This is a genomic window from Streptomyces sp. NPDC028331, assembly GCF_055565775.1.
Genome location: NZ_JBVHTR010000012.1, coordinates 55,827 through 81,514, shown reverse-complemented (window position 1 = coordinate 81,514; position 25,688 = coordinate 55,827). Strand labels below are relative to the sequence as shown.

General features: G+C 73.4%; 18 protein-coding genes. 8 read left to right on the top strand and 10 right to left on the bottom strand.

What is annotated here, in order from left to right; translation table 11 throughout:
- Window positions 1–156 precede the first annotated feature (156 nt).
- Both ACZ4SW_RS19295 and ACZ4SW_RS19290 read left to right on the top strand, forming a co-directional pair.
- The gene (locus ACZ4SW_RS19295; protein WP_468244590.1) at window positions 157–4,755 is read left to right on the top strand and encodes a cation-translocating P-type ATPase; all 4,599 of its coding nucleotides are present in this window, start codon (window positions 157–159) and stop codon (window positions 4,753–4,755) included.
- A gap of 195 nt (window positions 4,756–4,950) precedes the next feature.
- Window positions 4,951–6,102, top strand: coding sequence for a glutathione-independent formaldehyde dehydrogenase (locus ACZ4SW_RS19290; RefSeq protein ID WP_468244587.1), 1,152 nt, complete (start codon window positions 4,951–4,953; stop codon window positions 6,100–6,102).
- A gap of 125 nt (window positions 6,103–6,227) precedes the next feature.
- On the opposite strand, the gene ftsH is transcribed toward ACZ4SW_RS19290, so the two are convergent.
- The gene (gene ftsH / locus ACZ4SW_RS19285; RefSeq protein WP_468244584.1) at window positions 6,228–8,330 is read right to left on the bottom strand and encodes an ATP-dependent zinc metalloprotease FtsH; all 2,103 of its coding nucleotides are present in this window, start codon (window positions 8,328–8,330) and stop codon (window positions 6,228–6,230) included.
- Between the two features lie 325 nt (window positions 8,331–8,655).
- On the opposite strand from ftsH, the gene ACZ4SW_RS19280 reads away from it, so the two are divergent.
- The 3 genes from ACZ4SW_RS19280 to ACZ4SW_RS19270 all read left to right on the top strand — a co-directional run bounded on the left by ACZ4SW_RS19280 (window position 8,656) and on the right by ACZ4SW_RS19270 (window position 14,345).
- Entirely contained in the window at window positions 8,656–10,212 is a 1,557-nt protein-coding gene (locus ACZ4SW_RS19280) for a cytochrome P450 (RefSeq protein ID WP_468244582.1), read from the top strand.
- Window positions 10,196–11,203, top strand: coding sequence for a (-)-alpha-amorphene synthase (locus ACZ4SW_RS19275; RefSeq protein ID WP_468244580.1), 1,008 nt, complete (start codon window positions 10,196–10,198; stop codon window positions 11,201–11,203). The genes ACZ4SW_RS19280 and ACZ4SW_RS19275 overlap by 17 nt, the downstream gene beginning before the upstream one ends.
- 238 nt (window positions 11,204–11,441) lie before the next feature.
- On the top strand, window positions 11,442–14,345 hold the full coding sequence (locus tag ACZ4SW_RS19270) for an ATP-binding protein (protein WP_468244578.1): 2,904 nt from the start codon (window positions 11,442–11,444) through the stop codon (window positions 14,343–14,345).
- A 17-nt stretch (window positions 14,346–14,362) separates the two neighbouring features.
- Here the strand turns inward: ACZ4SW_RS19270 and ACZ4SW_RS19265 are convergent, their stop codons facing one another.
- The gene (locus tag ACZ4SW_RS19265; RefSeq protein ID WP_468244576.1) at window positions 14,363–14,779 is read right to left on the bottom strand and encodes an ATP-binding protein; all 417 of its coding nucleotides are present in this window, start codon (window positions 14,777–14,779) and stop codon (window positions 14,363–14,365) included.
- Window positions 14,780–14,924: 145 nt separating this feature from the next.
- On the opposite strand from ACZ4SW_RS19265, the gene ACZ4SW_RS19260 reads away from it, so the two are divergent.
- Both ACZ4SW_RS19260 and glpK read left to right on the top strand, forming a co-directional pair.
- On the top strand, window positions 14,925–15,692 hold the full coding sequence (locus ACZ4SW_RS19260) for an IclR family transcriptional regulator (RefSeq protein WP_468244574.1): 768 nt from the start codon (window positions 14,925–14,927) through the stop codon (window positions 15,690–15,692).
- A gap of 41 nt (window positions 15,693–15,733) precedes the next feature.
- A complete protein-coding gene (gene glpK / locus ACZ4SW_RS19255; RefSeq protein WP_468244571.1) occupies window positions 15,734–17,251 on the top strand; it encodes a glycerol kinase GlpK in 1,518 nt (505 codons plus the stop codon).
- A 436-nt stretch (window positions 17,252–17,687) separates the two neighbouring features.
- Here the strand turns inward: glpK and ACZ4SW_RS19250 are convergent, their stop codons facing one another.
- Window positions 17,688–19,418, bottom strand: coding sequence for a thiamine pyrophosphate-dependent enzyme (locus ACZ4SW_RS19250; RefSeq protein WP_468244568.1), 1,731 nt, complete (start codon window positions 19,416–19,418; stop codon window positions 17,688–17,690).
- 325 nt (window positions 19,419–19,743) lie between these two features.
- Here ACZ4SW_RS19250 and qcrB point away from each other — a divergent pair, with 325 nt between their 5' ends.
- A complete protein-coding gene (gene qcrB, locus ACZ4SW_RS19245; protein WP_468244962.1) occupies window positions 19,744–21,306 on the top strand; it encodes a cytochrome bc1 complex cytochrome b subunit in 1,563 nt (520 codons plus the stop codon).
- Between the two features lie 15 nt (window positions 21,307–21,321).
- Here qcrB and ACZ4SW_RS19240 read toward each other — a convergent pair whose 3' ends face one another.
- The 7 genes from ACZ4SW_RS19240 to ACZ4SW_RS19210 all read right to left on the bottom strand — a co-directional run bounded on the left by ACZ4SW_RS19240 (window position 21,322) and on the right by ACZ4SW_RS19210 (window position 25,646).
- Complete coding sequence (locus tag ACZ4SW_RS19240) at window positions 21,322–21,813, bottom strand: hypothetical protein (protein WP_468244565.1); 492 nt, start codon at window positions 21,811–21,813, stop codon at window positions 21,322–21,324.
- A gap of 3 nt (window positions 21,814–21,816) precedes the next feature.
- Window positions 21,817–22,179 (bottom strand): hypothetical protein, encoded by a 363-nt coding sequence (locus ACZ4SW_RS19235; RefSeq protein ID WP_468244563.1) that lies wholly within the window; start codon window positions 22,177–22,179, stop codon window positions 21,817–21,819.
- Window positions 22,176–23,849, bottom strand: a complete 1,674-nt coding sequence (locus ACZ4SW_RS19230; protein WP_468244561.1) for a cytochrome c oxidase subunit I — start codon at window positions 23,847–23,849, stop codon at window positions 22,176–22,178. Before ACZ4SW_RS19230 ends, ACZ4SW_RS19235 begins: the two co-directional genes overlap by 4 nt.
- Window positions 23,846–24,505: a cytochrome c oxidase subunit II gene (locus ACZ4SW_RS19225; RefSeq protein ID WP_468244558.1), complete on the bottom strand. Its 660-nt coding sequence runs from the start codon at window positions 24,503–24,505 to the stop codon at window positions 23,846–23,848. Before ACZ4SW_RS19225 ends, ACZ4SW_RS19230 begins: the two co-directional genes overlap by 4 nt.
- Window positions 24,506–24,600: 95 nt before the next feature.
- Window positions 24,601–24,750: a hypothetical protein gene (locus ACZ4SW_RS19220; RefSeq protein ID WP_468244556.1), complete on the bottom strand. Its 150-nt coding sequence runs from the start codon at window positions 24,748–24,750 to the stop codon at window positions 24,601–24,603.
- Window positions 24,751–24,815: 65 nt separating this feature from the next.
- Window positions 24,816–25,022, bottom strand: coding sequence for a hypothetical protein (locus ACZ4SW_RS19215; RefSeq protein ID WP_468244553.1), 207 nt, complete (start codon window positions 25,020–25,022; stop codon window positions 24,816–24,818).
- An 18-nt stretch (window positions 25,023–25,040) separates the two neighbouring features.
- Complete coding sequence (locus tag ACZ4SW_RS19210) at window positions 25,041–25,646, bottom strand: DUF5947 family protein (RefSeq protein WP_468244959.1); 606 nt, start codon at window positions 25,644–25,646, stop codon at window positions 25,041–25,043.
- Between the last annotated feature and the right edge of the window lie 42 nt (window positions 25,647–25,688).

The following is a 25,688-nucleotide window of genomic DNA, read 5'->3' as shown; positions in this document are numbered from 1 at the left end:
CGGTCCGGGACGTCGCCCCCCACCGAGGCAGACGGTACCGGCGGGGACAGGGGCCTGCGAGCCGGGAAGCCGTTCGGATCAGCCCGCCGCGCGGGCGGGGCCGGTGCGCGCCATGATCGGACCCGTACGAGGACCGGCGCGCTCGGAGGTGGCACGATGTCGCTGCTGTCAGGGACGCGCCTGCCACTGCCGGGCCCGCTGGCCGACGGGCTGGCCGCCGGTGCCCGGGGGGCCGCGGAGGCGGCCGCCGCGCTGCTCGGTCTCGGCCGGCGGGACGTGTGGTCCCGCCCGGGCCGGTGCCACATCGAGGTCCGCGGCGTGCACGGTCCCCGCGGGACGCGGGTGGGCCGCATCGTGGAGCGCGCCCTGGAGGAGCATCCCGGTGTGCTGTGGGCGCGTGTGAACGCCCCGGCGCAGCGGGTCGTCGTGGAACTGGCCTCGCCGCCACCGCCACAGCAGGAGCTGATCCGGATCGTCGCCCGGGCCGAGGCCCAAGGGGCCGCCGCCGAGAACGGCGAGCACGACGCGTGGTCCCCCGAACCACACCACCCCTGCGAGGCGCCGGGCAGCCGGCCCGCGCTTCCGGTCCTCGCCGCGGACATCGCGGGCCTGGTCCTCACGGTCGCCACCCGCCTGTCGCCGTGGACGCCGCTGCCGGCGGAGGTGGGGGCGCTGGCCAGTGCCGTGCAGTGCCACCCCCGGCTGCACAGGCTGGTCACGTCGGGCCTCACGGAACGGCAGGGCCCCGCATCGGTGGTCCCGGCGCTCAACGCGCTCGTCCAGGGCCTGGCCACCCGCGGCGGAGGGCTGATGCTCGACGCGGCGCAGCGCGTCGCGCAGTGGCGGGAGGCGAGCGCGACCCTCGAGGCGTGGGCGGACGCCGAGCCGCGGCTGGTACGGGGGCCGGAGCACGCGCAGGCCGAGCCGATCGTCGTGGAACGGCCCCGGGCGCATCAGGACGTGACGGCGCGTTACGCCGAACGGGCCATGGGAGCGGGCGCCGCCGTGGGCGCCCTGACCGCGCCGTACGCGGGCCCGCGGCGTGCGCTGGCGGTGGCGCTGGCCGGTATGCCGAAGGCTCCCGAGGCCGGGCGGGAGGGCTTCGCCACCTGCCTCGGCCGGTTTCTCGCGCTGCGCGGCGTCGTGGCCATGGACCGCGGTGCGCTGCGCCGCCTGGGCCAGGTGGACACGGTCGTGCTGGACGTGGACGTGCTGCGCAGCGGGCGGTACGAGCTGACCGACCTGGTGCCGCTCGACGAGGCCGACACCGAACAGTGCTCCGACCGGCTCTTCTCCCTGTTCGACCCGGCCGCGCCGGCAGCGGTCCGGCGCGACGGCGAAGGGTGGGTGCTCGGCCCGCTGGAGGACCTGGGGCCGACCGGCCGCACCGGGCGCGGGGCCGCCGAGCGGTTGCGGTCCCGGGGCGGCGAACGGGTGCTGGGACTCGCCCTCGGGGGCCGCCTGATGGCCGTCGCGGGGGTGGCGACGCAGATCCTTCCGGGTGCCCAGGCCCTGGCCGCGGCCGCGCGACGTTCCCAGATCCGGGTGGTCCTCGCCGGCGGCCGGCCCGACCCGCAGCTCGGGTTCGCGGACGCGACGGTGCCCTCGGGACGCCATCTGGTGGCCTCCGTACGCGCCCTGCAGGCGGACGGCGCGGTGGTGCTGCTCGTGTCGGGCGACCGCCGTGCGCTCGCGGCGTCGGACTGCGGCATCGGCGTTCACCGGGAGGACGAGGCGCCGGCCTGGGGCGCCCATCTGCTCGTGGGCACCGATCTGGAGTCGGTGGCGCTGCTCCTGTCCGGTGTCGGTGTGGCCCGCCGGGTCGACCGGGACAGCGCCGTGCTGTCCGCCGGCGGCAGCGGCATCGGTGCGGTCGCGGCGATGCGGGCACCGGCCGCCGAGGCGTGCTCGCGCGGGCAGGCGGCGTGCAACACCGCCGGGGCGATCGCCTTCTGTCTGGGCGTCTGGCGCGCCCGGCAACTCTGCTCCCGCCCGGTCACCCCTTCGGTGGCGACCGTCCCGTGGCACCTGATGCCGCCCGCGCGGGTCCTGCAACGGCTGCGGACGTCCGCCGACGGGCTCTCCCCCGAAGAGGCCGCCGCCCGGGTCGAGGGACCCTCGGGGACGGGCGCCGCGCCGCACACCACCCTGCTGTCCGCGTTCGTCGAGGAACTGGCCAACCCGCTGACACCGGTGCTCGCCGGCGGGGCCGCGCTGGCCGCCGCCGTCGGGTCCCGGGCGGACGCCGTGCTGGTCGCCGCGGTCACCGCCACCTCGGCGCTGGTCGGCGGCGTGCAGCGGGTCCGCACCGAGCGCGCCCTGGCCGAGCTGACCGCCCGCTCCGCGGTCGGGGCACGGGTGCGGCGCGCGGGCGTCGAGCGGCTGGTCACCGCGCAGGACCTGGTCCCGGGGGACGTCGTCCTGCTGCGGCCCGAGGACGTGGTGCCCGCCGACTGCCGGGTGCTGCACGCCGAGGGGCTGGAGGTCGACGAGTCGTCACTGACCGGGGAGTCCCTGCCCGTCGCCAAGTACCCGGCCCCCGTGGTCGCCTCACAGCTCCCCGAGCGCTTCTCGATGCTCTACGAGGGCAGCACCGTCTCCGCCGGCGAGGCGGTCGCCGTGGTGGTGGCCACCGGCGCGGCGACCGAGGCCGGACGCACCATGGCCACCGCGCGGGAGGCCGCACCGGTCACCGGCGTCGAGGCGCGGCTGTCGTCGCTGACCAGGGCCAGCCTGCCCGTGGCCACGGCCTCCGCGGTCGCGGTGGCCGGGGCGGGGCTGCTGCACGGGCGTCCGCTCGCGCAGAGTCTCGCCTCCGCGGTGAACCTGGCCGTCGCCTCGGTCCCCGAAGGGCTGCCGTTCCTCGTCAACGCGGCCCAACTGGCCTCCGCCCGCCGCCTGGCCGAGCACGGCGCCCTCGTCCGCAACCCGCGCACCATCGAGGCCCTCGGCCGGGCCGATGTGCTCTGCTTCGACAAGACCGGCACCCTCACCGAAGGCGATCTCCAGCTCGTCGCGGTCGGCGACGGGGAGCGCAACGTGTCCGTCGACCGGCTCGGCCCGCGGCACAAGGCGGTCCTGTCCGCGGCGCTGCGGGCCACCCCCGCCGCCCGGCAGTCCGAGCCGATGGCCCACCAGACCGACCGGGCCGTGGACGCCGGGGCCCGCCGGGCGCGGGTGTCGGTCGGCCACGGCGCGCCCGGCTGGCGGCGCACCGGCACCCTGCCCTTCGACCCCTCCCGGGCCTACCACGCCACGACGGGCCGCACCGCCGGCTCCACCCTGCTGAGCGTCAAGGGCGCACCGGAGACCGTACTGGCCCGCTGCCGGCGCAGACGCCGCAACGGGGCGGAGAGCGCGCTCGACGACTCCGGGCGCAGGGCGCTCGCCCGGGCCACCGAGGAACTCGCCGGCGCCGGCCGCCGCGTCCTGGCGGTGGCCGAACGCACCCTGGGGCAGGGCGAGGAACTGGCCGACGAGGCGGTGCGGGACCTGGTGTTCGTCGGCTTCGTCGTCCTCGCCGATCCGGTTCGCCCCTCAGCGGCGCCGGCCACCGCTCGGCTGCGCGCCGCGGGCGTGCACACCGTTCTGCTCACCGGGGACCATGCCGCCACCGCCGAGGCCATCGCCGCCTCCGTCACCGGCGAGCCGAACCAACGGGTCTGCACCGGGCCGGAGTTGGACGCGCTCGATGACGAGGAACTCGACGCGCTGCTGCCCACGGTGAACGTCGTCGCCCGGTGCACCCCGCACCACAAGGTCCGTATCGTCGAGGCGTTCCAGCGGCTCGGCCGGGTCGTGGCGATGACCGGCGACGGCGCCAACGACGCCCCGGCCATCCGGCTCGCCGACGTCGGCATCGCCCTGGGCCGGCGCGGCACGCCCGCGGCGACGGCCGCCGCCGATCTCGTCATCGGTGACGACCGTCTGGAGACGATCGTCACCGCGCTCACCGAGGGCCGGGCGATGTGGACCTCCGTCAGGACCGCGCTGGCCATCCTGATCGGCGGCAACCTGGGCGAGGTCACCTTCAGCGTGCTCGCCTCGGCCCTCGCGGGCGGTTCACCGCTCAGTGCCCGCCAGATCATGCTGGTGAACCTGCTCACCGACCTCGCCCCCGCCCTGTCCATCGCCGTCCGCACACCCGCCGAGAGCACCGGGGAGCAACTGCTCCGGGAAGGCCCGCACCAGTCGCTGGGCGCCGCGCTCAGCCAGGAGATGGTGCAGCGCGGGCTCACCACCGCCCTCGGCGCGGGACTGGCGTGGACGGCCGCGCGGTTCACCGGCACGCGGCGCCGTGCCGCCACGGTGGCGCTGGTCGCGGTGGTCGGCACCCAGCTCGCCCAGACCCTCACCAGCGGCGGCGCGGACCGGCAGGTGCTCGCCGCCACCCTCGGTTCGGCCGCCGTGCTCGTCGGCATCGTCCAGACCCCGGGCATCAGCCAATTCTTCGGCTCCACGCCGCTCGGGCCCGTCGGCTGGGGCACCACGTTGGCGGCGATCGCGACCGCCACGGTCCTCCACGGGAGACTGGAGCCGCTCTCCCGTCGCCTGGCCGGCGCGGGGTGGCTGCCCACCGGGGCCGAGGACGTCGGGACCCAGGACGCCGGGGGGACCCAGGACGTCGGGTCCGAGGACGCCGGCGCCGGGGAGGCCGCGGCCCCGCCTGTGGCCGCGGCCCTCACGGCCTGGCTGAGCGGTGCGCTGTCCCGCCTCGGCCTGACCGTACTCGATCCGGGAGCGGCCGTCGCGTGACGGCAGGGTGACGCCACAGCGGCAGCGGGACCGCACCGACGTGGGTTGCGGCCCCTGTCGTACGGGCGTTCCCTGGAAGTGTCCGGCGGTGAAACGGGGCCACGGCACAGCCCGAGGGCCCACGCCTCCTGTGCGTCCCCCGGTAGCGGCTCGGTCTCGCCGCCGTCAGCCGGCTTCGACGCGGAGGTGACGCAGGTGAAAGCCGTCGTCTATGAAAAGCCCTACAGCGTGACGGTGAGGGACGTCGACGATCCGCAGATCAAGCACCCCAACGACGTGATCGTACGGGTCACGTCGTCGGCGATCTGCGGCTCCGACCTGCACATGTACGAGGGCCGTACGGCCGCCGAGCCGGGCATCGTCTTCGGCCACGAGAACCTCGGCATCATCGAGCAGGTCGGCGAGGGTGTGACCGCCCTCTCCGAAGGAGACCGGGTGGTGATGCCGTTCAACGTCGCCTGCGGGTTCTGCAAGAACTGCCTGGCCGGCAAGACGGGTTTCTGCCTGACGGTGAACCCCGGATTCGCCGGCGGGGCCTACGGATACGTGGCGATGGGGCCCTTCCTCGGTGGCCAGGCGGAGCGGGTACGGGTGCCGTACGCCGACTTCAACTGCCTGAAACTGCCCCCGGGAGAGGAGTTCGAGACCGACTTCGTGCTCCTCGCCGACATCTTCCCGACCGGCTACCACGGCTGTGAGCTCGCCATGGTGTCGCCGGGCGAGTCCGTGGCGGTCTACGGCGCCGGCCCGGTGGGTCTGATGGCCGCCTACTCCGCACTGCTGCGCGGGGCGTCGAAGGTGTTCTCCGTCGACCGGGTGCCCGAGCGGCTCGCCAAGGCGGAGGAGATCGGGGCCATTCCCATCGACTTCACCAAGGGCGACCCGGCCGAGCAGATCAAGGAGCAGACGAACGGAGAGGGCACCGACAAGGGAGTGGACGCCGTCGGCTACCAGGCCCAGGCGCACGACGCCAGCCACGAGGAACCCGCCATCGTCCTCAACGAGCTCGTGGAGACGGTGCGGCCGACGGGCATGCTCGGTGTACCGGGCCTGTACGTGCCCTCCGACCCCGGCGGACCCGACGAGCACGCCAAGCGGGGACAGTTGCTGGTCTCCATCGGCCGGATGTTCGAGAAAGGGCAGCAGATGGGCACCGGCCAGTGCAACGTCAAGCGGTACAACCGCCAGCTACGCGATCTCATCATCGCGGGGCGCGCCAAGCCCAGCTTCGTGGTCTCCCATGAACTGCCGCTGGACCAGGCGCCGCAGGCGTACGAGAAGTTCGACAAGCGCATCGAGGGCTACACCAAGGTGGTGCTGCACCCCGGTCACGCCCTCGCGGCCTGAGCCACGGGGCCCGGGCGCGCACGGGCGCTCGGGCCCCGTCGGCCCATGGGTGAGCGGAGACGGCGGGAGGCGGCGCCGGCCGACCGGGGATCGCCGGCCTGCCGCCCGCCTCCGCGCATGAGCCGCTAGGCGCCTGTTCCGGAGCCGGTACCCGTACCGGCTCCGGAACCGGTACCCGTACCGGCGCCCTGATCGTCCCGCCCCGGAATTCCGCGCGGCCCGGACCCCTTCCCCGGCACATGAACCGGCGGCGCCACGGGTCGCAGGTCCTCGACCGGGTGGTCCGGGACGTTTCCGTCCGCCTCCCGCCGCTCCTCCCGCTCCTTGCCCAGGACGTCGAGAACGGCCGAGCCGTCGATGGTCTCACGGGTGACGAGCAGGTCGGCGAGCCGGTCCAGGGCCCGGCGGTGCTCCCGCAGCAGCCCCGTCGCCCGCTGTTCCGCCTCGCGCAGCAGACGTGCCGCCTCCTGGTCGACGATCCGCTGCGTCTGTTCCGAGTACGGCTGCCGGATCGAGTCCTCCGCGGTCTCGCCCAGGTAGTGCGGGCCGGCGGAGGCGTAGCCCACCGGGCCCAGCGCCGGTGACAGGCCGAAGTCCCGCACCATGCGTGTGGCGATCTGGGTCGCTCCCGCCAGGTCGTTGGCGGCGCCGCTGGAGCCCTCGCCGAAGACCACCAGCTCGGCCGCCCGGCCGCCGAGCCGCACCGCCAGCAGATCGGTCAGGTAGGCCTCGCTGTACAGATGGCGTTCGGCCTCCGGAAGCTGCTCGGTGACCCCGAGCGTCATGCCCGACGGCAGGACGGTGACCTTGGCGACGGGGTCGGCGTGCTCGCACAGCGCGGCGACCAGGGCATGCCCCGACTCGTGCACGGCGACCGAGTGGCGCTCCTCGGGCAGCAGGGCGTTGGACGCCTCGCGGCGGCCCAGCAGGACCCGGTCGCGGGCGGTGTCCAGATCGTTCTGCTCGATCAGCACGCGGTCGGCCCGTACGGCGTTGATGGCGGCCTCGTTGACCAGGTTCGCCAGGTCCGCTCCGGAGAAGCCGGGCGTGCCGCGGGCGACGGTGTCGAGGTCGACGTCGGATGCGAGGATCTTGCCCCGGGCGTGGACGGTGAGGATGGCGGCGCGCTCGGCCTGGTTGGGCAGGGGAACGGTGACCTGCCGGTCGAAGCGGCCCGGGCGCAGCAGGGCGGGGTCCAGGGCCTCGGGCCGGTTGGTGGCGGCGAGCACGACGATTCCGGTGGACTGGTCGAAGCCGTCCATCTCGGCCAGCAACTGGTTGAGGGTCTGCTCGCGTTCGTCGTTGCCGCCGATGTGGCCACTGCCGGAGCGGCGCGCGCCCACGGCGTCCAGCTCGTCGATGAAGATGATCGACGGCGCCCGTTTGCGGGCCTCGTCGAACAGGTCCCGCACCCGTGAGGCGCCCACGCCGACGAACATCTCCACGAACGCGGAACCGGTCACCGACAGGAACGGCACGTCGGCCTCACCGGCGACGGCACGCGCGAAGAGCGTCTTGCCCGTACCGGGCGGCCCCACCATCATCACTCCGCGCGGGCCCTTGGCACCGGCCGCCGCGTAGCGCGCCGGGTTGCGCAGGAAGTCCACGACCTCGCTGATCTCCTGCTTCACCCCGTCGTATCCGGCCACGTCGTCGAAGCGGGTGGTGGGCCGCTCCGCCTCGATGATCTTCGCCCGGGAGCGGCCGATGGCGCTGAGCCCGCCGGTCACCGAGCGTGCGGCACGGCGCCCGAACCACCAGAAGACGCCGACGAGGAGCAGCAGCGGGAGGAAGGCGAAGAGGAACGACAGGAACGGGTTGCCGCCGCTCTTGCTCTGAGAGGCGGTGATCTGCACGTGCTCGGCCTGGAGCTTCTGCTGCAGCGACCCGGTCCCCAGCGCGGTGGGCAGTTGGGTGGTGAACCGGGTGCCGTTCTTCAGGCTGCCGCTGACCGCCCCCTTGTCGTTGATGTCGACGGTCTTGACCTGTCCGGCACCGACCTTGGCGGTGAAGTCGCTGTACGTCAGGTGGGCCGGCGGGGTCCCGGACGGGGCGCGCACCAGCATGATGACGACCAGGAACGCCACCCACAGCAGCGGAACGATCCACCACTGCCGGCCACCCGGCCTGGGCCGCTGGTTGCCGGGCGGCTTCGGCGCGTCCCGAGGCGGCCCGGACTTGGCCGGTGGCGTGAGATGCCGGTGCGGCATCCGCACTCGCGTGATCACACCCACCGCCTCCTCCCACCTGAACGACGTGACCCGGCGCCCGGCGGCGGGGGCATTCCCGGGTCACTTCTCATGGTCCCTCGCCCGGTCCCGGAACGGCGCCCGGGAAGGTAAGTCGACGGCGAAACCCTTGAAGGAAAATTGCCGGTCGGTGTAGCGGACATCAACAGCGGCCGACGCCATGCGCCTGCGTGCTCCCGTGCGCCCCCCGGGAAAAGCGCGCGGGAAGCGGGCAGCGGGTTGGACTAGGCAGGACAGGACTCATGCTCCGCGTCCTGGGAACATTCACCGATTTACCTGTGCAGACCGCGGAAGGTGGTATTCGATGAGCGGTTACCTGCCCGCCGCCGAGCGAGTGTGGACAGTGGGTACTGCGCCGGGCATATTCCCATTCGTCGGTCACGGTATGACCCTGTTCCGGCACCCGCTTGCCTTTCTGAATTCCGTTTCCAGGTACGGGGACCTGGTCGAGATACGCCTCGGTCCCCAGCGTGCCTGGCTGGTGTGCCATCCCGAGCTGGTGCACCGGGTCCTCATGGACGCCCGCACCTTCGACAAGGGCGGTCCGCAGTACGACAGGCTGCGGCCGCTGATGGGCGACGGCCTGGTCACCTGCGCGCACGACGATCACCGGCGGCAGCGCTCGCTGATCCAGCCCGCCTTCCACCCCGCCCGGATCGCCGCCTACGCGCGGGTGATGGGTGAGGAGGCCGAGTCGGTGTTCGGCGCCTGGCGGCCCGGCGAGCAGGTCGACGTGAGCGGGGCGATGCTGGCCCTGACCACCCGGGTGACCAGCCGCTTTCTGCTCTCCGACGCGCTGGACGCGACGACCGTCGCCGAGCTGCGGGACTGCCTCGCGGCCCTCGTCCGCGGCCTGTTCGTCCGTACGGTGGTGCCGCTCGCCCCCCTCTTCCGCCTCCCCACGCCCGCCAACCGCCGCTACCGCCGTGCCTTCGACCGCCTGCACGCGATCGTCGACTCCGTCATCGACGAACGGCGGCGGGGCCGCCCCCGCGACGACCTGCTGGGCACCCTGCTGGAGGCCGAGCAGCGCCACGGGGGAGCGGCTGCGGTCACCGGCCGGGAGATCCACGACCAGTTGATCACGGTCCTGCTCACCGGCGTCGAGAGCACGGCGATGTGCCTGGGTTCGCTGTTCGCCCTGCTGCCCCGCCGCCCGGAGGTCGAGCGCGGGCTGCACGCGGAGGTCGACGAGGTGCTCGCCGACGGGCGGCCGCCCGGCCGGGAGGAGCTGACGCGCCTGGTGTACACCCGCAGCGTGGTGACGGAGACGTTGCGGGTGTATCCGCCCGGCTGGCTCTTCACCCGGACCACCACCAGGGAGACCGACCTCGCCGGCATCCGGCTCCCCAAGGGGGCGACCGTCCTGTACAGCCCCTACGTCCTGCACCACGATCCCGCCTCGTTCCCCGACCCCGACCGGTTCCTGCCCGAGCGCTGGCTGTCCGGGCGGTCCGCGGCGGTACGGAACGGCGCCCTGCTCCCCTTCGCCGCGGGCAGCCGCAAATGCGTCGGGGACGCCTTCGCCATGGCGGAGGCCACCCTGGCCGTGGCGACGGTCGCCCGCCGCTGGCGTCTGCGGCCGCTGCCCGGGCACGTCGAGCAGCCCCGCCCCGCGGCCACCCTCGGGCCGAGGGCACTGAAGATGATCTGCGAACCGCGGTCACATACACCGCCCGGGAAACCGCAGGCGCGGACCTCCCCCATCCCGGACAAGGACGCCGCACCCCGGACAGCGGCCGTCCGCATTCCGCCCGGCGCTCCCGCCCGATTCCCGCAGGAATTCCCCCCAAACGGAACGGCCACATCCTTGCCGCGGAACCGCCGAAGGGAAGGCGACAAAGGTGCAGGCGGAGCATGAACGCACGACGACCGGACCGCACACCGGGAATCCGGCCGGAAACCTCAGGGAACTGATCGAGTCCGAGCTCTACATGCCCTTTCCCCCGATGCGCAATCCGCACGAATCCGAGGCCGCGGCCGGTGTCGAGGAATGGTTGGGCACCTGGGGTCTGACCGGCGACCCCGCGGTCGCGGCGATGGTCGCCCGCACCCGTCCCGCGGAACTGGCCTCCTACAACAGCCCCACCGTGGACGCCGGCCTCCTGCGGATCGTGGCGAACCAGATCGCCTACCAGTTCGTCTTCGACGACCGGGCGGAAGAGGTCGGCCGGCACCGGCCGAGCCGGCTGCTGCCCATGCTGTGCGAGAGCATCGAGGTCCTGCGCGACGGCCGGCCGCCGACCACGCCGCTCGGTTCCGCCCTGGCCGACCTGCACCGGCAGGTCGCGGAGCGCTGCACACCCGACCAGGCGGCGCGCTGGGCATGGCACGGCCGCGAGTACGTGCACGGCCTGCTGTACGAGGCGGTGGCCCAGGCCGACCCCTCCCGCATACGGTTCGGCCTGTGCCGCTCGATACGGTCCCTCACCGCGGGCGTCGAACCCTTCTACCCGCTGTGCGAGGCCGCACAGCCCCACCCGCTGTCCCCCGACGAGCTGTGGCACCCGGCCGTGCGCCGGCTGCGGAGACTGTCGGCCGACGCCGCGGTGTGGATACCCGACCTGTTCTCCGCCGTGAAGGAGCAACGGGAGGGCGGCATGATCAACCTGGCCCTGGCCTACCGCAGGGAGCACCACTGCACCCTGCCGCAGGCGGTCCGGCTCGCCATCCGGCGGATCAACGGCACCATCAGGGAGTTCGAGCGGCTCTCCCGGGAGATCGGGCCGCGGCTGAGCCCCGCCGGCCTCGGCTATGTGGACGGCATGGCCGGCTGGATCCGCGGCTGCTACTACTGGTCCCGCGACGTGCCGCGCTACGCGGACACCGCGGCCGTCCCCGTCGCCCGGTGAGGTACGGTGGCGCGGCGCGACTCCCGCCCGCCGGCGGCGTCCTGACGGGCACGTACCGCCGGGCTCCCGCAAGGAGTCCGGCTCGGCCGCGTTACCCGAGGTGGGGACGGGCAAACCGCCGCCGTTGATGATTCATTCTTTCCATACGCTCTACCGCTCGAAAGCCTCCCGGCGCGCCCACCAGGGCGTACGCTCAGCGCTGTCTTCCGACAGCTGACGGCAGGAAGCGGCGGGGCACATGGCGCACGGACCACGGCAACCGGACACCGGGCACCGGACGTTGCTGGAGCGAAACCGGGAACTGGAGGCGATCGACTCCGCGTTGACGGACCTGTGCGGCACGGGAGACGGCGCCGTGCCCGTTCGGCAGGGCGGACTGCTCGCCTTCAGCGGATCGGCCGGCCTGGGCAAGACCAGGCTTCTCGCGGAAGTCCGCGCCCGCGCCGCGGCCCACGGATGCACCGTGCTCTCCGGCAAGGGCGGCGAGAACGAACAGGGCGTGGCCTTCCGCGTGGTCCGGCAACTTCTGCAGCCCGTCCTCGCGGCGATGGACGGCACGGACCGCCGCGAGCTGCTGGGGAGTTGGTACGGCACCGTCGCCGCCGCCCTCGGGCTCGAGGCGGAAGGCGTCGCACCGGTGCCGGACCCGACCGTGGTCCGCGACGGTCTGGACTGGGTGATGACCCGCCTGACGGTGCTGAAGGCGCCCGTCGTCCTGCTCCTGGACGACCTGCACTGGGCCGACGACGAGTCGCTGAGCTGGCTCACCTCCTTCGCGCCACGGGCCGACGGCCTGCCGCTGCTGATCGTCGTCGCCTACCGGCCGGACGAACTGCCGCCCGCCGCGACCGCGTTCGGCTCCCTCACCGAACGCCACGGAGGCCGCCCCTACACCCTGGCGCCGCTCACCTCCGACGGCGTGGCGCGGATCCTGCGGGACGAACTGGGGGAGGAGGCCGAGGACGCGTTCTGCGGCGAATGCCGGCAGATCACCGGAGGCAGCCCGTTCGAGATCGTCGAGCTCGCGATCCGGCTCGGCCGGCGCCGGGTGAAGGGCACCCGCGCGGAGCTTCCGGTGATGCGGGACCTCGCCTCGGCGGTCAAGGGTCCCGGACTGCTCGCACGCCTGCGGCAACTCGGCACGCCCACCGTCCGCTTCGCCTGGGCCGCGGCCGTGCTGGGCAGTTCCATCTCGCGGGAACTCGCCGCCACCATCGCGGTGGTCGGCAGCGAGCAGGCGGCCGAGGCCGTCGAGACGCTGCGCTCCGCGCGCATCCTGGCCGAGGGCGAGGACTCCCGGGGCGCCCTGGAGTTCGTTCACCCGCTGATCGCCACCACCGTCTACCGGGCCATCCCGCCCGCCGTGCGGGTCGGGCTGCACAACGCGGCCGCGGAGGCCGTCCGCACGGCCGGGCTCGGCGCCGTCGCAGCCGCCCGGCATCTGCTGGAGGTTCCCTGCGAGGGCAACGCCGACGCCGTCGACTGCCTGCGCGAGGCCGCCCGTGAGTACCTGCGCGCAGGGGCCCCCGAAGCCGCCCGGCGCGTTCTGCTCCGGGCGCTGCGCGAGCCGCCCGCCCAGGAGGAGCGTGCCGCGCTGCTCCACGAACTCGCCGGTGCCACGTTCCTGATCGACCCGGCGGCGACCGTCGGCCACCTGCGGGCGGCGCTCGCGGAAGACGCCATCGACGACGAGCTGCGCGCCCGCATCGTCTACCGGCTGACCCAGGCGCTCGCGCACACCGACCGGGTGGCCGAGGCCGCGGCCGTGGCGGAGGCGGAGGCGCGCCGCGCCACGCACTCGCGCACGCGCCTGAGGATGCAGGCCGACCACTTCCAGTGGAGCTCGTGCCGCACCGACGAACCCGACCCGCGGGCCCGCTCACGCCGGCTGGCCCGGCTGGCCGCGCGGCTGCCCGGCCGGAGCCTGGAGGAGCGCTGCATCCTCGGGCTGCGGGCCTGGGACGCCCTCCTGTGCGGCGAGCCGCGCAGCACGGTCCTGCAGTACGCCGAGAAGGCCCTGCGCGGCGGACTGAGCTGGACCGAGGAGAACCGCGGTTTCGAGGTGCCCGTCTCGGTCGCCCTCACCTTCATGTACTGCGACCAGCCACGACGGGCCGAAGAGCTGTTCACCCGGGGCATCGCGGAGTGCGAGGCGAAGGGCTGGCGCGGCTCCCACCTCGCGCTCGGGCAGACCCTCCTCGGCTACATCCGCTACCGCCGCGGCTGCCTCGCCGAGGCGGAGGACCTGGTACGGGAGGGCCTGCGCACCGCCGAACGGGTGCGGGAGGCGGTTCCGGCGCAGTGGTTCGCGATCGGCGTCCTCATCCAGATCCTGCTGGCCCGGGGCCGCACCGCCGAGGCGCGCCGCCTCGCCGACGCGCACCGCTACGGCGAGATCGTCCCGCGCGCCGTCGTCTACCCCGACCCGCGCACGGTCTACGCCGAACTGCTCCTGGCGGAGGGACGCGAGGAGGAGGCGGAGAGGCTGCTGTCCGCCGTCGGGAACTGGCTGGAGTCACGGGCCTGGCGCAATCCGGCCTGGTGCCCCTGGCGGCTGGACCTGGCGTCCGCCCTCGCCACCAGGGCCCCGGAGCGGGCGGCCCGCCTGGCCGCGGAGGCCGTCAAGCGGGCCCGGGACTTCGGCGCGGCATCCGTCATCGGTCAGGCCCTGCACATCGAGGCCGAGGTGACCGGCGCCGCCGCCGCGCTCGACACGCACGCGGAGGCCGTGGCTCAGCTGGAGCGCTCACCGGCGTCGTACGAGCTGGCCCGGGCCCTGGTCGGGCACGGCGCCGCACTGGTGCGCGGCGGCAGGGTGCAGGAGGCCGCCGACCGGCTCTACCGGGGGCTGGAGGTGGCCGTCCACTGCGGCGCGGAGGGCCTCGCCGCCCGGGCCAGGGCGGAGCTGTCCGCGGCGGGCCTGCGGTCGCTGCCCCTGCGCTACGCCCAGTCCGACACCCTGACCGCTCACGAACGCACCGCGGCGGAACTGACCGCCCAGGGCCACCCGGCGTCGGTCGTGGCCAAGGAACTGCGCCTCACCGAGCAGGGCGTGAGACAGTTGCTCTCCTCCGTCTACCGCAAGATCGGCACCGATGCCGCGGGCCTCGCCCAGGCCCTGAGGACCTTCCCCCGGCCGTGACCGCCCACGCGGGCCCCTCAGTCCACGAGCACGTCAGCCCAGCGGCTGGTCCCGCCGGGGTGCGTGTGCACACCGCACCGGGCCGACAGGGTGGTGACGATGTCGATGCCCCGGCCGTGCTCGTCCGGGTCCACCTCGCACGGCGTACGCGCGGGTCCGGTGTCGGTCACGTCGACCCGTACCGCCCCGTGCCCGTCCACCAAGACCCGCGACAGCGTGAGCGTCGCGGGCGGCAGGGCGTGCACGACCGCGTTGGTGAGCAGTTCCGAGGTCACCAGGAGCACGTCGTCGGCTATGTCGGCGGGCAGGTTCCAGCGGGTGAGGACCGCCTGTACGCGCCGGCGCACCGTGGAGACGGCCCGAGGGGCGTGCGGCAGCGGAAAAACGTACTCCACGCCCACACGCGGCGCGGCGTCGAGCTGCGCTGTGATCATGGGGTCTCCTCCTTGAGCGGCGCCACAGGCCGGAAGCCGGGCGTGATGGAACGCTAAGGACGGAAATATCGCCGGTCAATGAACTGCGGTCGGCATTACCGAACACAAGTCCTTAATCGGGACGAATCGGGACTATGATCGCTTCATGGCAGGCCCTGTCCAGTCCATAGAGAGGGCGGCGGCGATCTTGCGTTTGCTCGCCGCCGGCCCCCGTCGGCTCGGACTCGGCGAGGTGGCGGCCTCGCTGGGCCTGGCCAAGGGCACCGCTCACGGCATCCTGCGCACCCTGCAGCACGTCGACTTCGTGGAGCAGGACGCGGCGACCGGGAAATACCAGCTCGGGGCGGCCCTGCTGCACCTCGGCACCAGCTACCTCGACGTGAACGAGCTGCGGTCGCGCGCGATCAACTGGGCCGACGCCCTGGCCGCCCGCAGCGGGGAGGCGGTCCGCCTGGGCACGCCCCTGGAGGGCAAGGTGCTCGTGGTCCACCATGTCTTCCGGCCGGACGACACCCTCCAGACCCTGGACGTGGGCGCGCTGCTGCCGCTGCACGCCTCCTCGCTCGGCAAGGTCCTGCTCGCCTTCGGCGCCGCGCCCGTCGAGCCCCTGCTGGAGAGCGACCTGGAGGCGTACACCCGGCACACCCTGGCTCTCCCGGAGCAGCTCACCCGGGCGCTGGGCGAGATCCGCGAGCTCGGCTGGGGCGCGGAGGTGCAGGAGATGAGCGTGGGCGAGGCCGGGATCGCCGCGCCGATCCGGGGGCACGGCGGCCTGGTGGTGGGCGCGATCGGCCTGTCCGGCCCCGTCGAGCGGATCTGCGACACGAAAGGCCGGCCGCTGCCGGCGCTGATCACCTTGCTACGGGAGGCCGCGCGGGCGATCTCCAGAGACCTGGGCGCGGCCCGCTGGTAGGTACGGGCACCGCGGCGACGCATCGGAAGGCAGGCCCGATCATGGTTGAACGGTATGTGGTGTCCATCGACCAGGGCACCACCTCCACGCGGTGCATCCTGTTCGACCACCGTGGGCGGCTGGTGTCGGTCGCCCAGCGGGAGCACCAGCAGTTCTTCCCCCGGCCCGGCTGGGTGGAGCACGACGCCGTGGAGATCTGGCGCAACCTGCAGCGCGTGGTGCCCGAGGCGCTGTCCAACGCCGGTATCGACCCCGGGCAGGTCGCCGCCATGGGGATCGCCAACCAGCGCGAGACCACCGTGCTGTGGGACCCGCGCACCGGGGCCCCGCTGGGCCACGCGATCGTCTGGCAGGACACCCGCACCGGCCCGATGGTCGAGGACCTCATGGACCGTCCGGGGGACGAGTTCTTCCTCGACCGCTGCGGCCTTCCCCCCTCGACCTACTTCTCCGCCCCCCGGATCCGATGGCTGTTCGACAACGTCGAGGGCCTGGAGCAGCGGGCCGAGGCGGGCGAGGTGCTGTTCGGCACCATCGAGAGCTGGCTGATCTGGAACCTCACCGGCGGCACCGACGGCGGTCTGCACATCACCGACGTCACCAACGCCAGCCGCACCATGCTGATCAACATCCGGACGCTGACCTGGGACCGGGAGCTGATGGAGTTCTTCGGGGTGCCCGGCCCGATGCTGCCGGAGATCCGGTCGTCCGCCGAGATCTACGCCGAGGCCCGCTCGGTGCTCCCGGGCGTGCGCATCACGGCCGCCCTCGGCGACCAGCAGGCGGCCCTGTTCGGACAGACCTGTTTCTCGCCCGGCGAGGCGAAGTGCACCTACGGCACCGGCAGCTTCCTGCTGATGAACACCGGTACCGACCTCGTGCGGTCCCGGCACGGGCTGCTCACCACCGTCGCGTACCGGATCGCCCCCCATCCCACGGTCTACGCACTGGAGGGCCCGATCGCCGTCACCGGCTCCCTGGTCCAGTGGTTCCGCGACCGTCTCGGCCTGATCAACAGCGCACCCGAGATCGAGACCCTGGCCCGCAGCGTCGAGGACAACGGCGGCTGCTACATCGTCCCCGCGTTCTCCGGCCTGTTCGCCCCGCACTGGCGCAGCGACGCACGCGGCGTCATCGTCGGCCTCACCTCGTACATCACCAAGGGCCACCTGGCCAGGGCGGTCCTGGAGGCCACCGGCTGGCAGACCCGGGAGGTCGTCGACGCGATGAACGCGGACTCCGGGCTCGCCCTGAAGCAGCTCAAGGTGGACGGGGGCATGACCTCCGACAACCTGCTCATGCAGTTCCTGGCCGACGTGCTCGACGTCCCCGTGGTGCGGCCCATGGTCGCCGAGACGGTCTCCCTCGGCGCCGCCTACGCCGCCGGACTCGCCGCCGGCTACTGGCCCGACCTGGAGGTGCTGCGCCGCAACTGGCACCGGGCGGGCCAGTGGCTGCCCGACATGGACCCCGAGCGGCGGGAGTGGGAGTACGAGAACTGGCAACGCGCGGTGGAACGGTCCCTGGGCTGGGTCCGCCCCCCGAAACACTCCACCTGAGGGAGGCGACGGCACGCGGCCGGACACGGGCGGGACCGTCGCACCACAGCACCGGTGCGGCCCCGCCCGCCCCCCGGTCCCGGACCCGCGACAACCGCGCCCGCCGCCCGGTCGCTCCCCGCCCGGCCGAACCGCCGCCGAGGCGGGCCGCGGCGGCGGGCAGCCCCGCGGCCGATCGCACATCCGCACTGCCCGCCCCCGCGCCGCACCGAGCGGGCCGGGCCCGTCAGACCGCGGCCGCCTGCGTCCGGGCTGCGACCGGGCTGCGGCCGCCCTGCGTCCGGCCTGCGACCGGGCTGCGGCCCCTGGGACGGTCTCCGGGCCGTGGAGGCCCGGCCCGCAGGCCCTGCAGCCGCTGGGAGACGCGCCCCAGCCGCCCGGGACCGCCCCCGGCGCAGCAGGCGTCGGCACCGTGACCCGGCCGGCAGCCGCCCGCTCAGCTCCGCAGTCGGTGCAGGAGGGCGCGGAGCCGTCGGCGGCGGCCCTCCTCGGCCGGGGTGAGGGGCCGTGGCGGCTCCGTCTCGGCGTCCACCACGAACTCCACCACCACGGGCCGCCGGGCGGCCAGCGCGGCGTCCCAGGCGGCGCCGATGTCCCCCGGGCGGTAGCAGTGGACGCCCTCCAGGCCGAGCAGGCGGGCGTAGGCGGCGTAGGGCACGTCCGGGACCGAGGAGGTGCCGCTCAGCCGGGGGTTTCCGGTGGCCGCCCGCCGGTCCCAGGTCGCCTGGTTGAGATCGCGGTTGTTGAACACGCAGAAGACCAGCGGGGGACCGCCCGAGAGGCGGTCCAGACAGTCCTTGACGGTGATCATCTCGGCCATCCCGCTCATCTGGAAGGCGCCGTCGCCCACGAAGGCGATGACCGGCCGGTCCGGGTGCGCGAAGCGGGCCGCCAGGGCGTACGGGACGGCGGTGCCCATGGCCGCGTGGTGCCCGGAGAGCGCGGCGCGCATCCCGGCGCGCAGATGGAGGTGGCGCGCCCACCACACGGTGCTGGATCCCGCGTCGGCCGTGAGCAGCACCCGGTCGGGGAGCCGGTCGGACAGTTCCCTGGCGACGGCGGCCGGGTTGATGAGGTGCCCGAAGTGCTGCCGTGCCTCGCTGCGCCGCTCCTCGTGCCACCTCCGCACGCTCTTCTCGACGCCGCGGCGCCAGGCGCGGTTCTTCTTGCGGTGCAGCAGCGGCAGCAGCGCCTCGAGCGTCTGTCCGGGGTCGCCGACCAGGCGCACGTCCCCCGGCCGGCACGGGGCGGTCACGCCGGCCTCGGGGTTGATCTCGACGCTGCGCACCGCCCACCGGCCGGGCGGCAGCCAGGCCTCGCGGGGACCCGCCCCGACCAGCAGCAGCGTGTCGCAGGCGCTGACCAGCCTCTCGCTGGCCGGGCTCGCGACCCGGCCCGCCGGACCGGTCACGTACTCCAGGTCGTCGGGGAGGACGTCCAGTGCCAGCAGCGCCTTGGCCACCCCGGCGCCCAGCAGCTCCGCCGCCCGCTGGACCTCCGCCCCCGCGTGCGTCGCACCCCGCCCGATGACCACGGCCACCTTCCGGCCCTCGTCGAGGATGGCGGCCGCACGGCGCAGCTCCCCCTCCTCCGGCATCGGGCGCGGTCGGCCCCGCCCGAGTGCGAGGGCGTCCGCGGGAACCGCCGTGCCGGCCGCTGACGGGGCCTGCTGTTCGAGGACGTCGGCGGGAAGGATCACCACGGCCACCCCGCGCCGGGCCGACGCCGTCCGCAAGGCCCGGTCCAGAGCGGGCCCCGCCTGATCCGGGGAGGTCACGACCTCGCAGGACTCCGACAGGTCCGCGCACAGCCGCTCCAGGTGCACCGTCTGCGGCCGGCGCGCCTGTGCGCCGGTCCGCGGCGTGTCGCCGAGGAGGGCCACCACCGGCTGCCGGTCCGACTGGGCGTCGTACAGCCCGTTGAGGACCTGCACGGCACCCGGCCCGGACGGGGCGAGGCAGCAGCCGACCGTCTCCGTGAACCGCGCGTGCCCGCACGCCATGAACGAGGCGGCCTCGCCGTGCCGCGCCTGGACGAACTCGGGCTCCCGGCCCGCCCGGCGGAACGCCTCGAGGAGCGGGTCGGCCCCCTGTCCCGGATAGCCGTACACGCGGACGACGCCCCAGGCGCGCAGGCGCTCCCGTACGACTTCGGAAACCAGGGCCATGAGTCCTCCCGCACATGTGCTGTGTCGAGACCTGCCCCGGGCCCGGCAGTCCCCGACGGCCACCGGGGCGAATGGGTCCCGCCGGACCGCTTTTTCCACCCATTGGCGCAGGTCCCCGGAGACTTCCCGGTCATCGGGGGCGTGCGGGACGCGGGCACCTGTCCGGCGCAGCGGGCGTTTCGCCCGCGCCACGGCAGGACACGGCTGTGTCGATCGAAGCGGACGGCTGCCCCGGGAGGACGAGCACGTGCCGGCGTCAGAGGATGAGCGGTCCAGTGAGGCGGAGCACCGCGGAGAGCGCCTGGTGTCGGTGCTCGATCGGCGCATGCCGCTGCGGACCCTGGCACGGGAGTACCTGCGCAAGGCCTTCCCCGACCACTGGTCGTTCCTGCTGGGCGAGATCGCCCTCTACAGCCTGCTCGTCCTGGTCGTGACGGGTGTCTACCTCACGTTCTACTTCCGCCCGGACATGACCGAGACGGCGTACACCGGCTCCTACGTCCCCCTCCGGGGCACCCGGGCCTCCCAGGCGTACCTCTCCGCCCTGGACATCAGTTTCGACGTCCGGGGCGGGTTGCTCCTCCGGCAGATCCACCACTGGGGCGCGCTCCTCTTCGTCGCCGCCATCGGCTGCCACCTGCTGCGCATCTTCTTCACCGGCGCCTTCCGCCGCCCCCGCGAGGCCAACTGGACGATCGGGGTGACGCTGTTCCTGCTGTCCCTGCTCGAAGGGTTCTGCGGCTACTCGCTCCCCGACGACCTGCTCTCCGGCACGGGGTTGCGCACCTCCCAGGGGATCGTGCTGTCCATCCCCGTCATCGGCACGTACCTGAGCTTCTTCCTCTTCGACGGCCAGTACCCCGGGCACGCCATCATCCCGAGGCTGTACATCGTGCACGTCCTGCTCGTCCCCGGGCTGCTGCTGTTGCTGATCCGGGTGCACCTCGGGCTCGTGGTGAAGCTCAAGCACACCCAGTGGGCCGAACCGGGCCGCACCAACCGCAACGCGGTCGGCAAGCCGATGTTCCCCCAGTACGCGGCCAAGTCGACGGGCCTGTTCTTCGCCGTCGCCGGTGTCCTCGCCCTGATGGCGGCGCTGTTCCAGATCAACCCGATCTGGGACTTCGGCCCCTACCGCCCGGACCAGGTCTCGCTCGACTCGCAGCCCGACTGGTACGTCGGCTATCTGGAGGGCGCGCTGCGTCTGATGCCCGCCTGGGAGACGGACTTCGCCGGCCACACCATCGCCTGGGACGTGTTCCTGCCCGGGGTGGCCCTGCCCGCCGTGCTGTTCGCTGTCCTCTACTGCTATCCGCTGTTCGAACGCTGGCTCTCGGGACCGACCCGCGAGCACCACCTCTGCGACCGGCCCCGCAACCAGCCCACACGCACGGCGCTCGGCGTGGCGGCCGTGACGGTGTACGGGGTGCTGCTGCTGGCCGGGGGCCAGGACGTGCTGGCGTACGTCTTCCACGTTCCGGTGGAGTTCCTGACGTACGCCTTCCGCACCCTGCTGTTCGTCGGGCCCCTCTTCGCCTACTGGGCGACGCGGCGTCTGTGTCAGGGGCTGCAGGCGGCGGACCGGCGCAGGCTGCGGGAGGGAGGAGGCACCGGAGACGTGCGGCGGACGGCGGCGGGCGGCTACCGCGAGGGCCGGACGCCGGTCCCCGCGGAGGAGCTGTACAAGATCCTCGTGCGTGACACCCCCCGTCCCCGGGCGCACGGCACGGAGGTGTGGCGGCTCTTCCGCAGGCACCGGGTGCGCAACCGGCTCAGCGCCTGGTACTTCGGCGACCGTGTCGAACTGCCCGCCGCCCACTGGCAGGTGCGGGCGGTACGGGCCGTCACCGCCGACCCGGAGGAGTTCGAGAAGGCCCACAGCGGCTGAGGGCGCCGCTGGGGGTCAGCCGGCGCGTCCCGCCTCCCGGGCCTCCTCCGCGTGGATCCACCGCCAGGTCACCGCCAGCGCCGCGAGACCGACCGGCAGCATGGACACCACCATGGCGAGCCCCGCCGCGTCCTCGCCCGCGGCGATCAGTCCCACGGCGGGAAGGTCGAGCAGCGGCATGGACAGGTAGAGGTACAGGCAGCGGCCGGGGTCCGAGAGCCGGTGCCGGGTGCCCACCACCGGCAGCCAGAACCACACCGCCGCCGCCACCACTGCCGCCTCCCACCAGACCATGGGGCCCGGTGGCCGGGCGGCCCCGGCGTGCGCGAGGGTCACCGCGGCGTGCAGCAGGACGAAGAACGGCAGCGCGGCCGCCACGGGCAGCGACAGGCGCCGCCACACCGGATGCCGCCGGGTGGCCCGGAGGACGCCGGGCACCAGCACGGACACCGACAGCCCGGTCAGGGCCATGCTCCACACGGGGCCTGCCGTCGGATGCCCGGTCACGGCTCATCCCTCGCCCGGGGTGGGGACCCGCCGCACCGCGAGCGCCGCGGCCACGCCCAGCAGCGGGACGGCGACGACCAGCAGCCACCAGCCGTAGACGTAGCAGAGCACACCGAGGGTGATCCCCGCCGCTGCGGGCAGGGCCGCCCCCGCGCCGCCGCGCGGCAGCCGGTAGCGGGTGTGCTGGTCCGGCCCGGCCTCCGAGGATCCGAGCACCAGCAGCGCGGCCAGTTCGAGCAGCGCCACCGCCGAACCCCACAGCCAGTAGACGAGGCTCGTCTCCCCGTAGACGGCGAGGACCGCGAGCAGCACGCCGTTGAGCAGGCCCCAACCCGCCACCACGAGCGCCGCCGCATGCCGTTTCACTCGCGGCTCCCGGACAGCGCGGCCGGGCCGCCCGACCGCGCCCGCTCCTCCCGCAGCGTCAGCAGCGGCGCGTGGCCCTTCACCGGAGGCACCGGGAACTCGGGCGTGAAGTTCGTCGGCGGCGGGGGCGAGGAGGTGGCCCATTCCAGGGTGTTGGCGCCCCAGGGGTCGGGCGGCGCGGGCACATGGCGGCCCAGCGAGCGTGTGCGCAGCGTCCACAGCACATTGACGACGAACACGACCATGCCCGCCGCCAGCACGGCGGCTCCGCAGCTCGCGAGCAGGTTGAGCAGGCCGAATCCGTCGAAGGAGGCGTAACTGACGACCCGGCGCGGCATGCCCTGGTAGCCGAGCACGAACATCGGCAGGAAGGTGAGGTTGGTGCCGATGACCAGCAGCGCGAAGTGCAGACGGCCCAGGCGCTCGCCCAGCTCCACACCGGTGGCCTTCGGGAACCAGAAGTAGACGGCCGCGAACAGCCCGAAGGCGCTGCCGGCGAACAGCACGTAGTGCAGGTGGGCCACCACGAAGTAGCTGTCCGTCAGGTGGTAGTCGAGGACCGGGGTGCCGACCATGATCCCGGTCAGGCCCCCGATCAGGAACTGCGGCAGGAAGGCCAGGGCGAAGAGCATCGGGGTGCGGAAGACCAGCCGGCCGCCGAGCACCGTGCCGACCATGGCGAAGTATTCCACCCCGGCCGGCACCAGCAGGCTGATCGACGTCAGGGAGTAGTAGTCGTTCGCGACCTGCCCGGTCGCGAACATGTGGTGGGCCCACACACTCATCGACAGTGCGGCGAACACCAGCAGGGACAGGACGGTGCCCTTGTAGCCGAAGAAGGCCCTCCCGGAGAAGACGGCCAGCACCTCGGCGACCGCCCCCAGGTACGGGAAGAACATCACGTACACGACCGGGTGGCCGTAGAACCAGAACAGGTGCTGGTAGCCGATGTTCCACGCGTTCGCATGGAAGACGGACGGGTCGGCGCGGCCCACGGCGAGCAGAACGAGGGCGGCGAGGAGCGAGGGGAAGGACCCGATGACCATCAGACAACTGGCCACCATGGACCAGGTGAAGACGGGCATCCGCAGCATGGTCATCCCCTGGGTCCGCTTGCGCAGCGCCGTCCAGAGCACGGTCCAGCCCATGAGGATCATGCCGGTGGTGGAGACCAGGACGCCGACGATCCACAGATCGGGTCCGACGCCGGGGGAGTAGTCGCTGTCGGCCAGCGGCGGATACGAGAACCAGCCGGAGCTCGCGCTGCCGTTGGAGGCGGCCAGGCTGACCAGCAGCAGAACGGCCCCGCACACGTAGAGCCAGTAGCCGAGCAGTGTGGTGCGGGGCGCGGCGACGGCCGGGGCACCGATCTGCAGGGGGACCAGGTAGACGCCGATCCCCAGCGCGAACGGCGTGACGACGAGGTAGATCATCCCCGAGCCGTGCAGGGTGAACAGCTCGTTGTACGTGTGCGGGGCCACCAGGTCCAGCTCCGGACCGGCGAGCTGGCTGCGCATGATCAGGGCGAGGACCCCCATCACCAGCAGCAGCACCAGCGAGGTGGCGATGGTCAGCAGGCCGATGCGCTTGTGGTCGGTGGTGGTCGCCCAGCCGAGCCAGTTCCCCGTCGGCACCTGCCTGGATCCGCTCGGCGCCTGAGCGGTCGTCATGCGGGCGTACCGCCCGCCGGCGCTCCCGTGTGCTGCGCCAGCCACTTGTCGTACGCCGCGGGCGACACCGCCTTGAGCCAGAAGTCCATCGTGTGGTGGCGGTCCCCGCAGAACTCCCCGCACCGGCCGGTCCAGCGGCCCTCGCGGTCCACGGTGAGGGTGACGGTGTTCACGTGGTGCGGGAAGATGTCCCGCTTGTAGCGGAGGTCGGGCACCCACAGCGAGTGGATGACGTCCCGGGAGGTCATCGTGAACCGGATCGGCCGCCCGGTCGGCACCACGAGCGTCGGCTGCCTTCCGCCGCGGCAGTCGGCGGTCACCTTCAGCAGCTTGGCGGCCCGCGGATAGTCGAACCGCCAGCACCACTGGAAGGACGTGACCTTCACCTCCACCGGATCGCCGTGCGCCGCCGCGTGGTGCTCGTCGTGGTTCTGCCGGGCGGTGTAGGCCACCAGGAAGGCCGCCACGGCGATCAGCACGGCGACGTAGAAGGCTTCGGGACGGGTGCGCTCCAGCCGGCGCGACGGGCCGCGCCGGGCCCCCGCCCGGCGCAGCGCCACGGCGAGGAACACGAGCACCACGACGACGGCGAACACGAAAGCGGCGAGGGCGGACTCGAGCGCGAACACCGTCCCGAAGAACTGCCGCGTGGTCATGGGGCTCCTGTTGTGTCGCGCCGGACGCGTGAACAGGAAGGGACATTAGGGGCGAACGGTGCTTTACAGCCAGGTGACACACCGTGCGCCGACGTTCAGCGGGGGCGCCTGGAGCCGTGCCGGAGCGCAACCATCCGCCAGATCCTGACCTCGCGCATGATTCCGGGCATCTCCCTCACCAGTAGGGTCAGGGCCACGCCGCCCACGATCAGCGCCTCCGCCATCAGCACTCGTCTGGCCGTCATCTTCCGTACTCCTCGCTCGTCGTGTGTCCGGCCGCGCCCGCTCGGGCGCGGCCGTGGCCTGCGCCTCACCCCGGGGAGAGGCTCGGCATGATCTTCATGATCGCGTTGTGCTTCTTCCAGTGGATCCCGGTCGAGCGGCGTGCGTCCGCCGTCCCGTCCCTGTGGTGTCCGGGCTGCCGGTGGTAGGGGCCCTTGTTCCCCTGGTGCAGCCCGGTGACGTGCCGGGGCGTATAGGTTTTGACCTGCGGTCTGCCTACTCGGATCCTGCCCATCGTCAGCTCCTTGCCGGGTCATCGAGGTTGTTCGGTCAACTCCGCGAAGAACCGCTCGACCGCGGGCCACACCCGGCTGCCGCCGGACAGGCCCCGCCACTCCCGCCGGACGAGCGCCACCATCCGGAAGCAGTCGTCCACGGGGACGATCCAGTGATGTTTCGCGGAGCGCGCGGTGTTCACCAGCAGTGCCTCCACCTCCGGTACGAGACCGGCGAGCGGGGGACAGCGGGCGACGACGTCCCGCCAGGCCTCCGCGTCCGCCTCCCAGCGGGTGGCACCCGCGGGGCTCGGGTAGTGCGCGGTCACGGTGCCGTCCGTGTGCCGTACGAAGAACGCCAGCCCCACCGGAACGCCGAGTTCCCGGGTGCCGACCTCCGGAAGCCGGACCCGGCGCCGCGGCACCAGCCGGTACCGCCCCTCGCTCGCCTCCTCCTCCACGAACAGCAGGGAACAGGGCCGGCACGCGCACAGCACCTCCTCCTGGCCAGTGTCGTACAGATGCCGGTGCTCCGGCTCGACGTCGGCCCCGCACAGGTCGCACCGGTCGGGGGGGGGGAGGGGGGGGGGGGAGGAGAGGAGGGAGGGGGGAAGGGGGGGGGGGGGGGAGGAAGCTCCCCCCAGCTCGAGGTGAGAAGAGGGATGTGGGGGGAAAGGGGTCGCCCC

Excerpts from the sequence above, each read along its gene's own strand:
- ACZ4SW_RS19220 (WP_468244556.1), bottom strand. The coding sequence starts at position 24,750 with ATGACGGCCAGACGAGTGCTGATGGCGGAGGCGCTGATCGTGGGCGGC.
- ACZ4SW_RS19250 (WP_468244568.1), bottom strand. The coding sequence starts at position 19,418 with ATGGCCCTGGTTTCCGAAGTCGTACGGGAGCGCCTGCGCGCCTGGGGC.
- ACZ4SW_RS19265 (WP_468244576.1), bottom strand. The coding sequence starts at position 14,779 with ATGATCACAGCGCAGCTCGACGCCGCGCCGCGTGTGGGCGTGGAGTAC.
- ACZ4SW_RS19225 (WP_468244558.1), bottom strand. The coding sequence starts at position 24,505 with ATGACCACGCGGCAGTTCTTCGGGACGGTGTTCGCGCTCGAGTCCGCC.
- ACZ4SW_RS19270 (WP_468244578.1), top strand. The coding sequence starts at position 11,442 with ATGGCGCACGGACCACGGCAACCGGACACCGGGCACCGGACGTTGCTG.
- qcrB (WP_468244962.1), top strand. The coding sequence starts at position 19,744 with ATGCCGCTGCGGACCCTGGCACGGGAGTACCTGCGCAAGGCCTTCCCC.
- glpK (WP_468244571.1), top strand. The coding sequence starts at position 15,734 with ATGGTTGAACGGTATGTGGTGTCCATCGACCAGGGCACCACCTCCACG.
- ACZ4SW_RS19260 (WP_468244574.1), top strand. The coding sequence starts at position 14,925 with ATGGCAGGCCCTGTCCAGTCCATAGAGAGGGCGGCGGCGATCTTGCGT.
- ACZ4SW_RS19215 (WP_468244553.1), bottom strand. The coding sequence starts at position 25,022 with ATGGGCAGGATCCGAGTAGGCAGACCGCAGGTCAAAACCTATACGCCC.
- ACZ4SW_RS19280 (WP_468244582.1), top strand. The coding sequence starts at position 8,656 with ATGAGCGGTTACCTGCCCGCCGCCGAGCGAGTGTGGACAGTGGGTACT.
- ACZ4SW_RS19230 (WP_468244561.1), bottom strand. The coding sequence starts at position 23,849 with ATGACGACCGCTCAGGCGCCGAGCGGATCCAGGCAGGTGCCGACGGGG.
- ACZ4SW_RS19295 (WP_468244590.1), top strand. The coding sequence starts at position 157 with ATGTCGCTGCTGTCAGGGACGCGCCTGCCACTGCCGGGCCCGCTGGCC.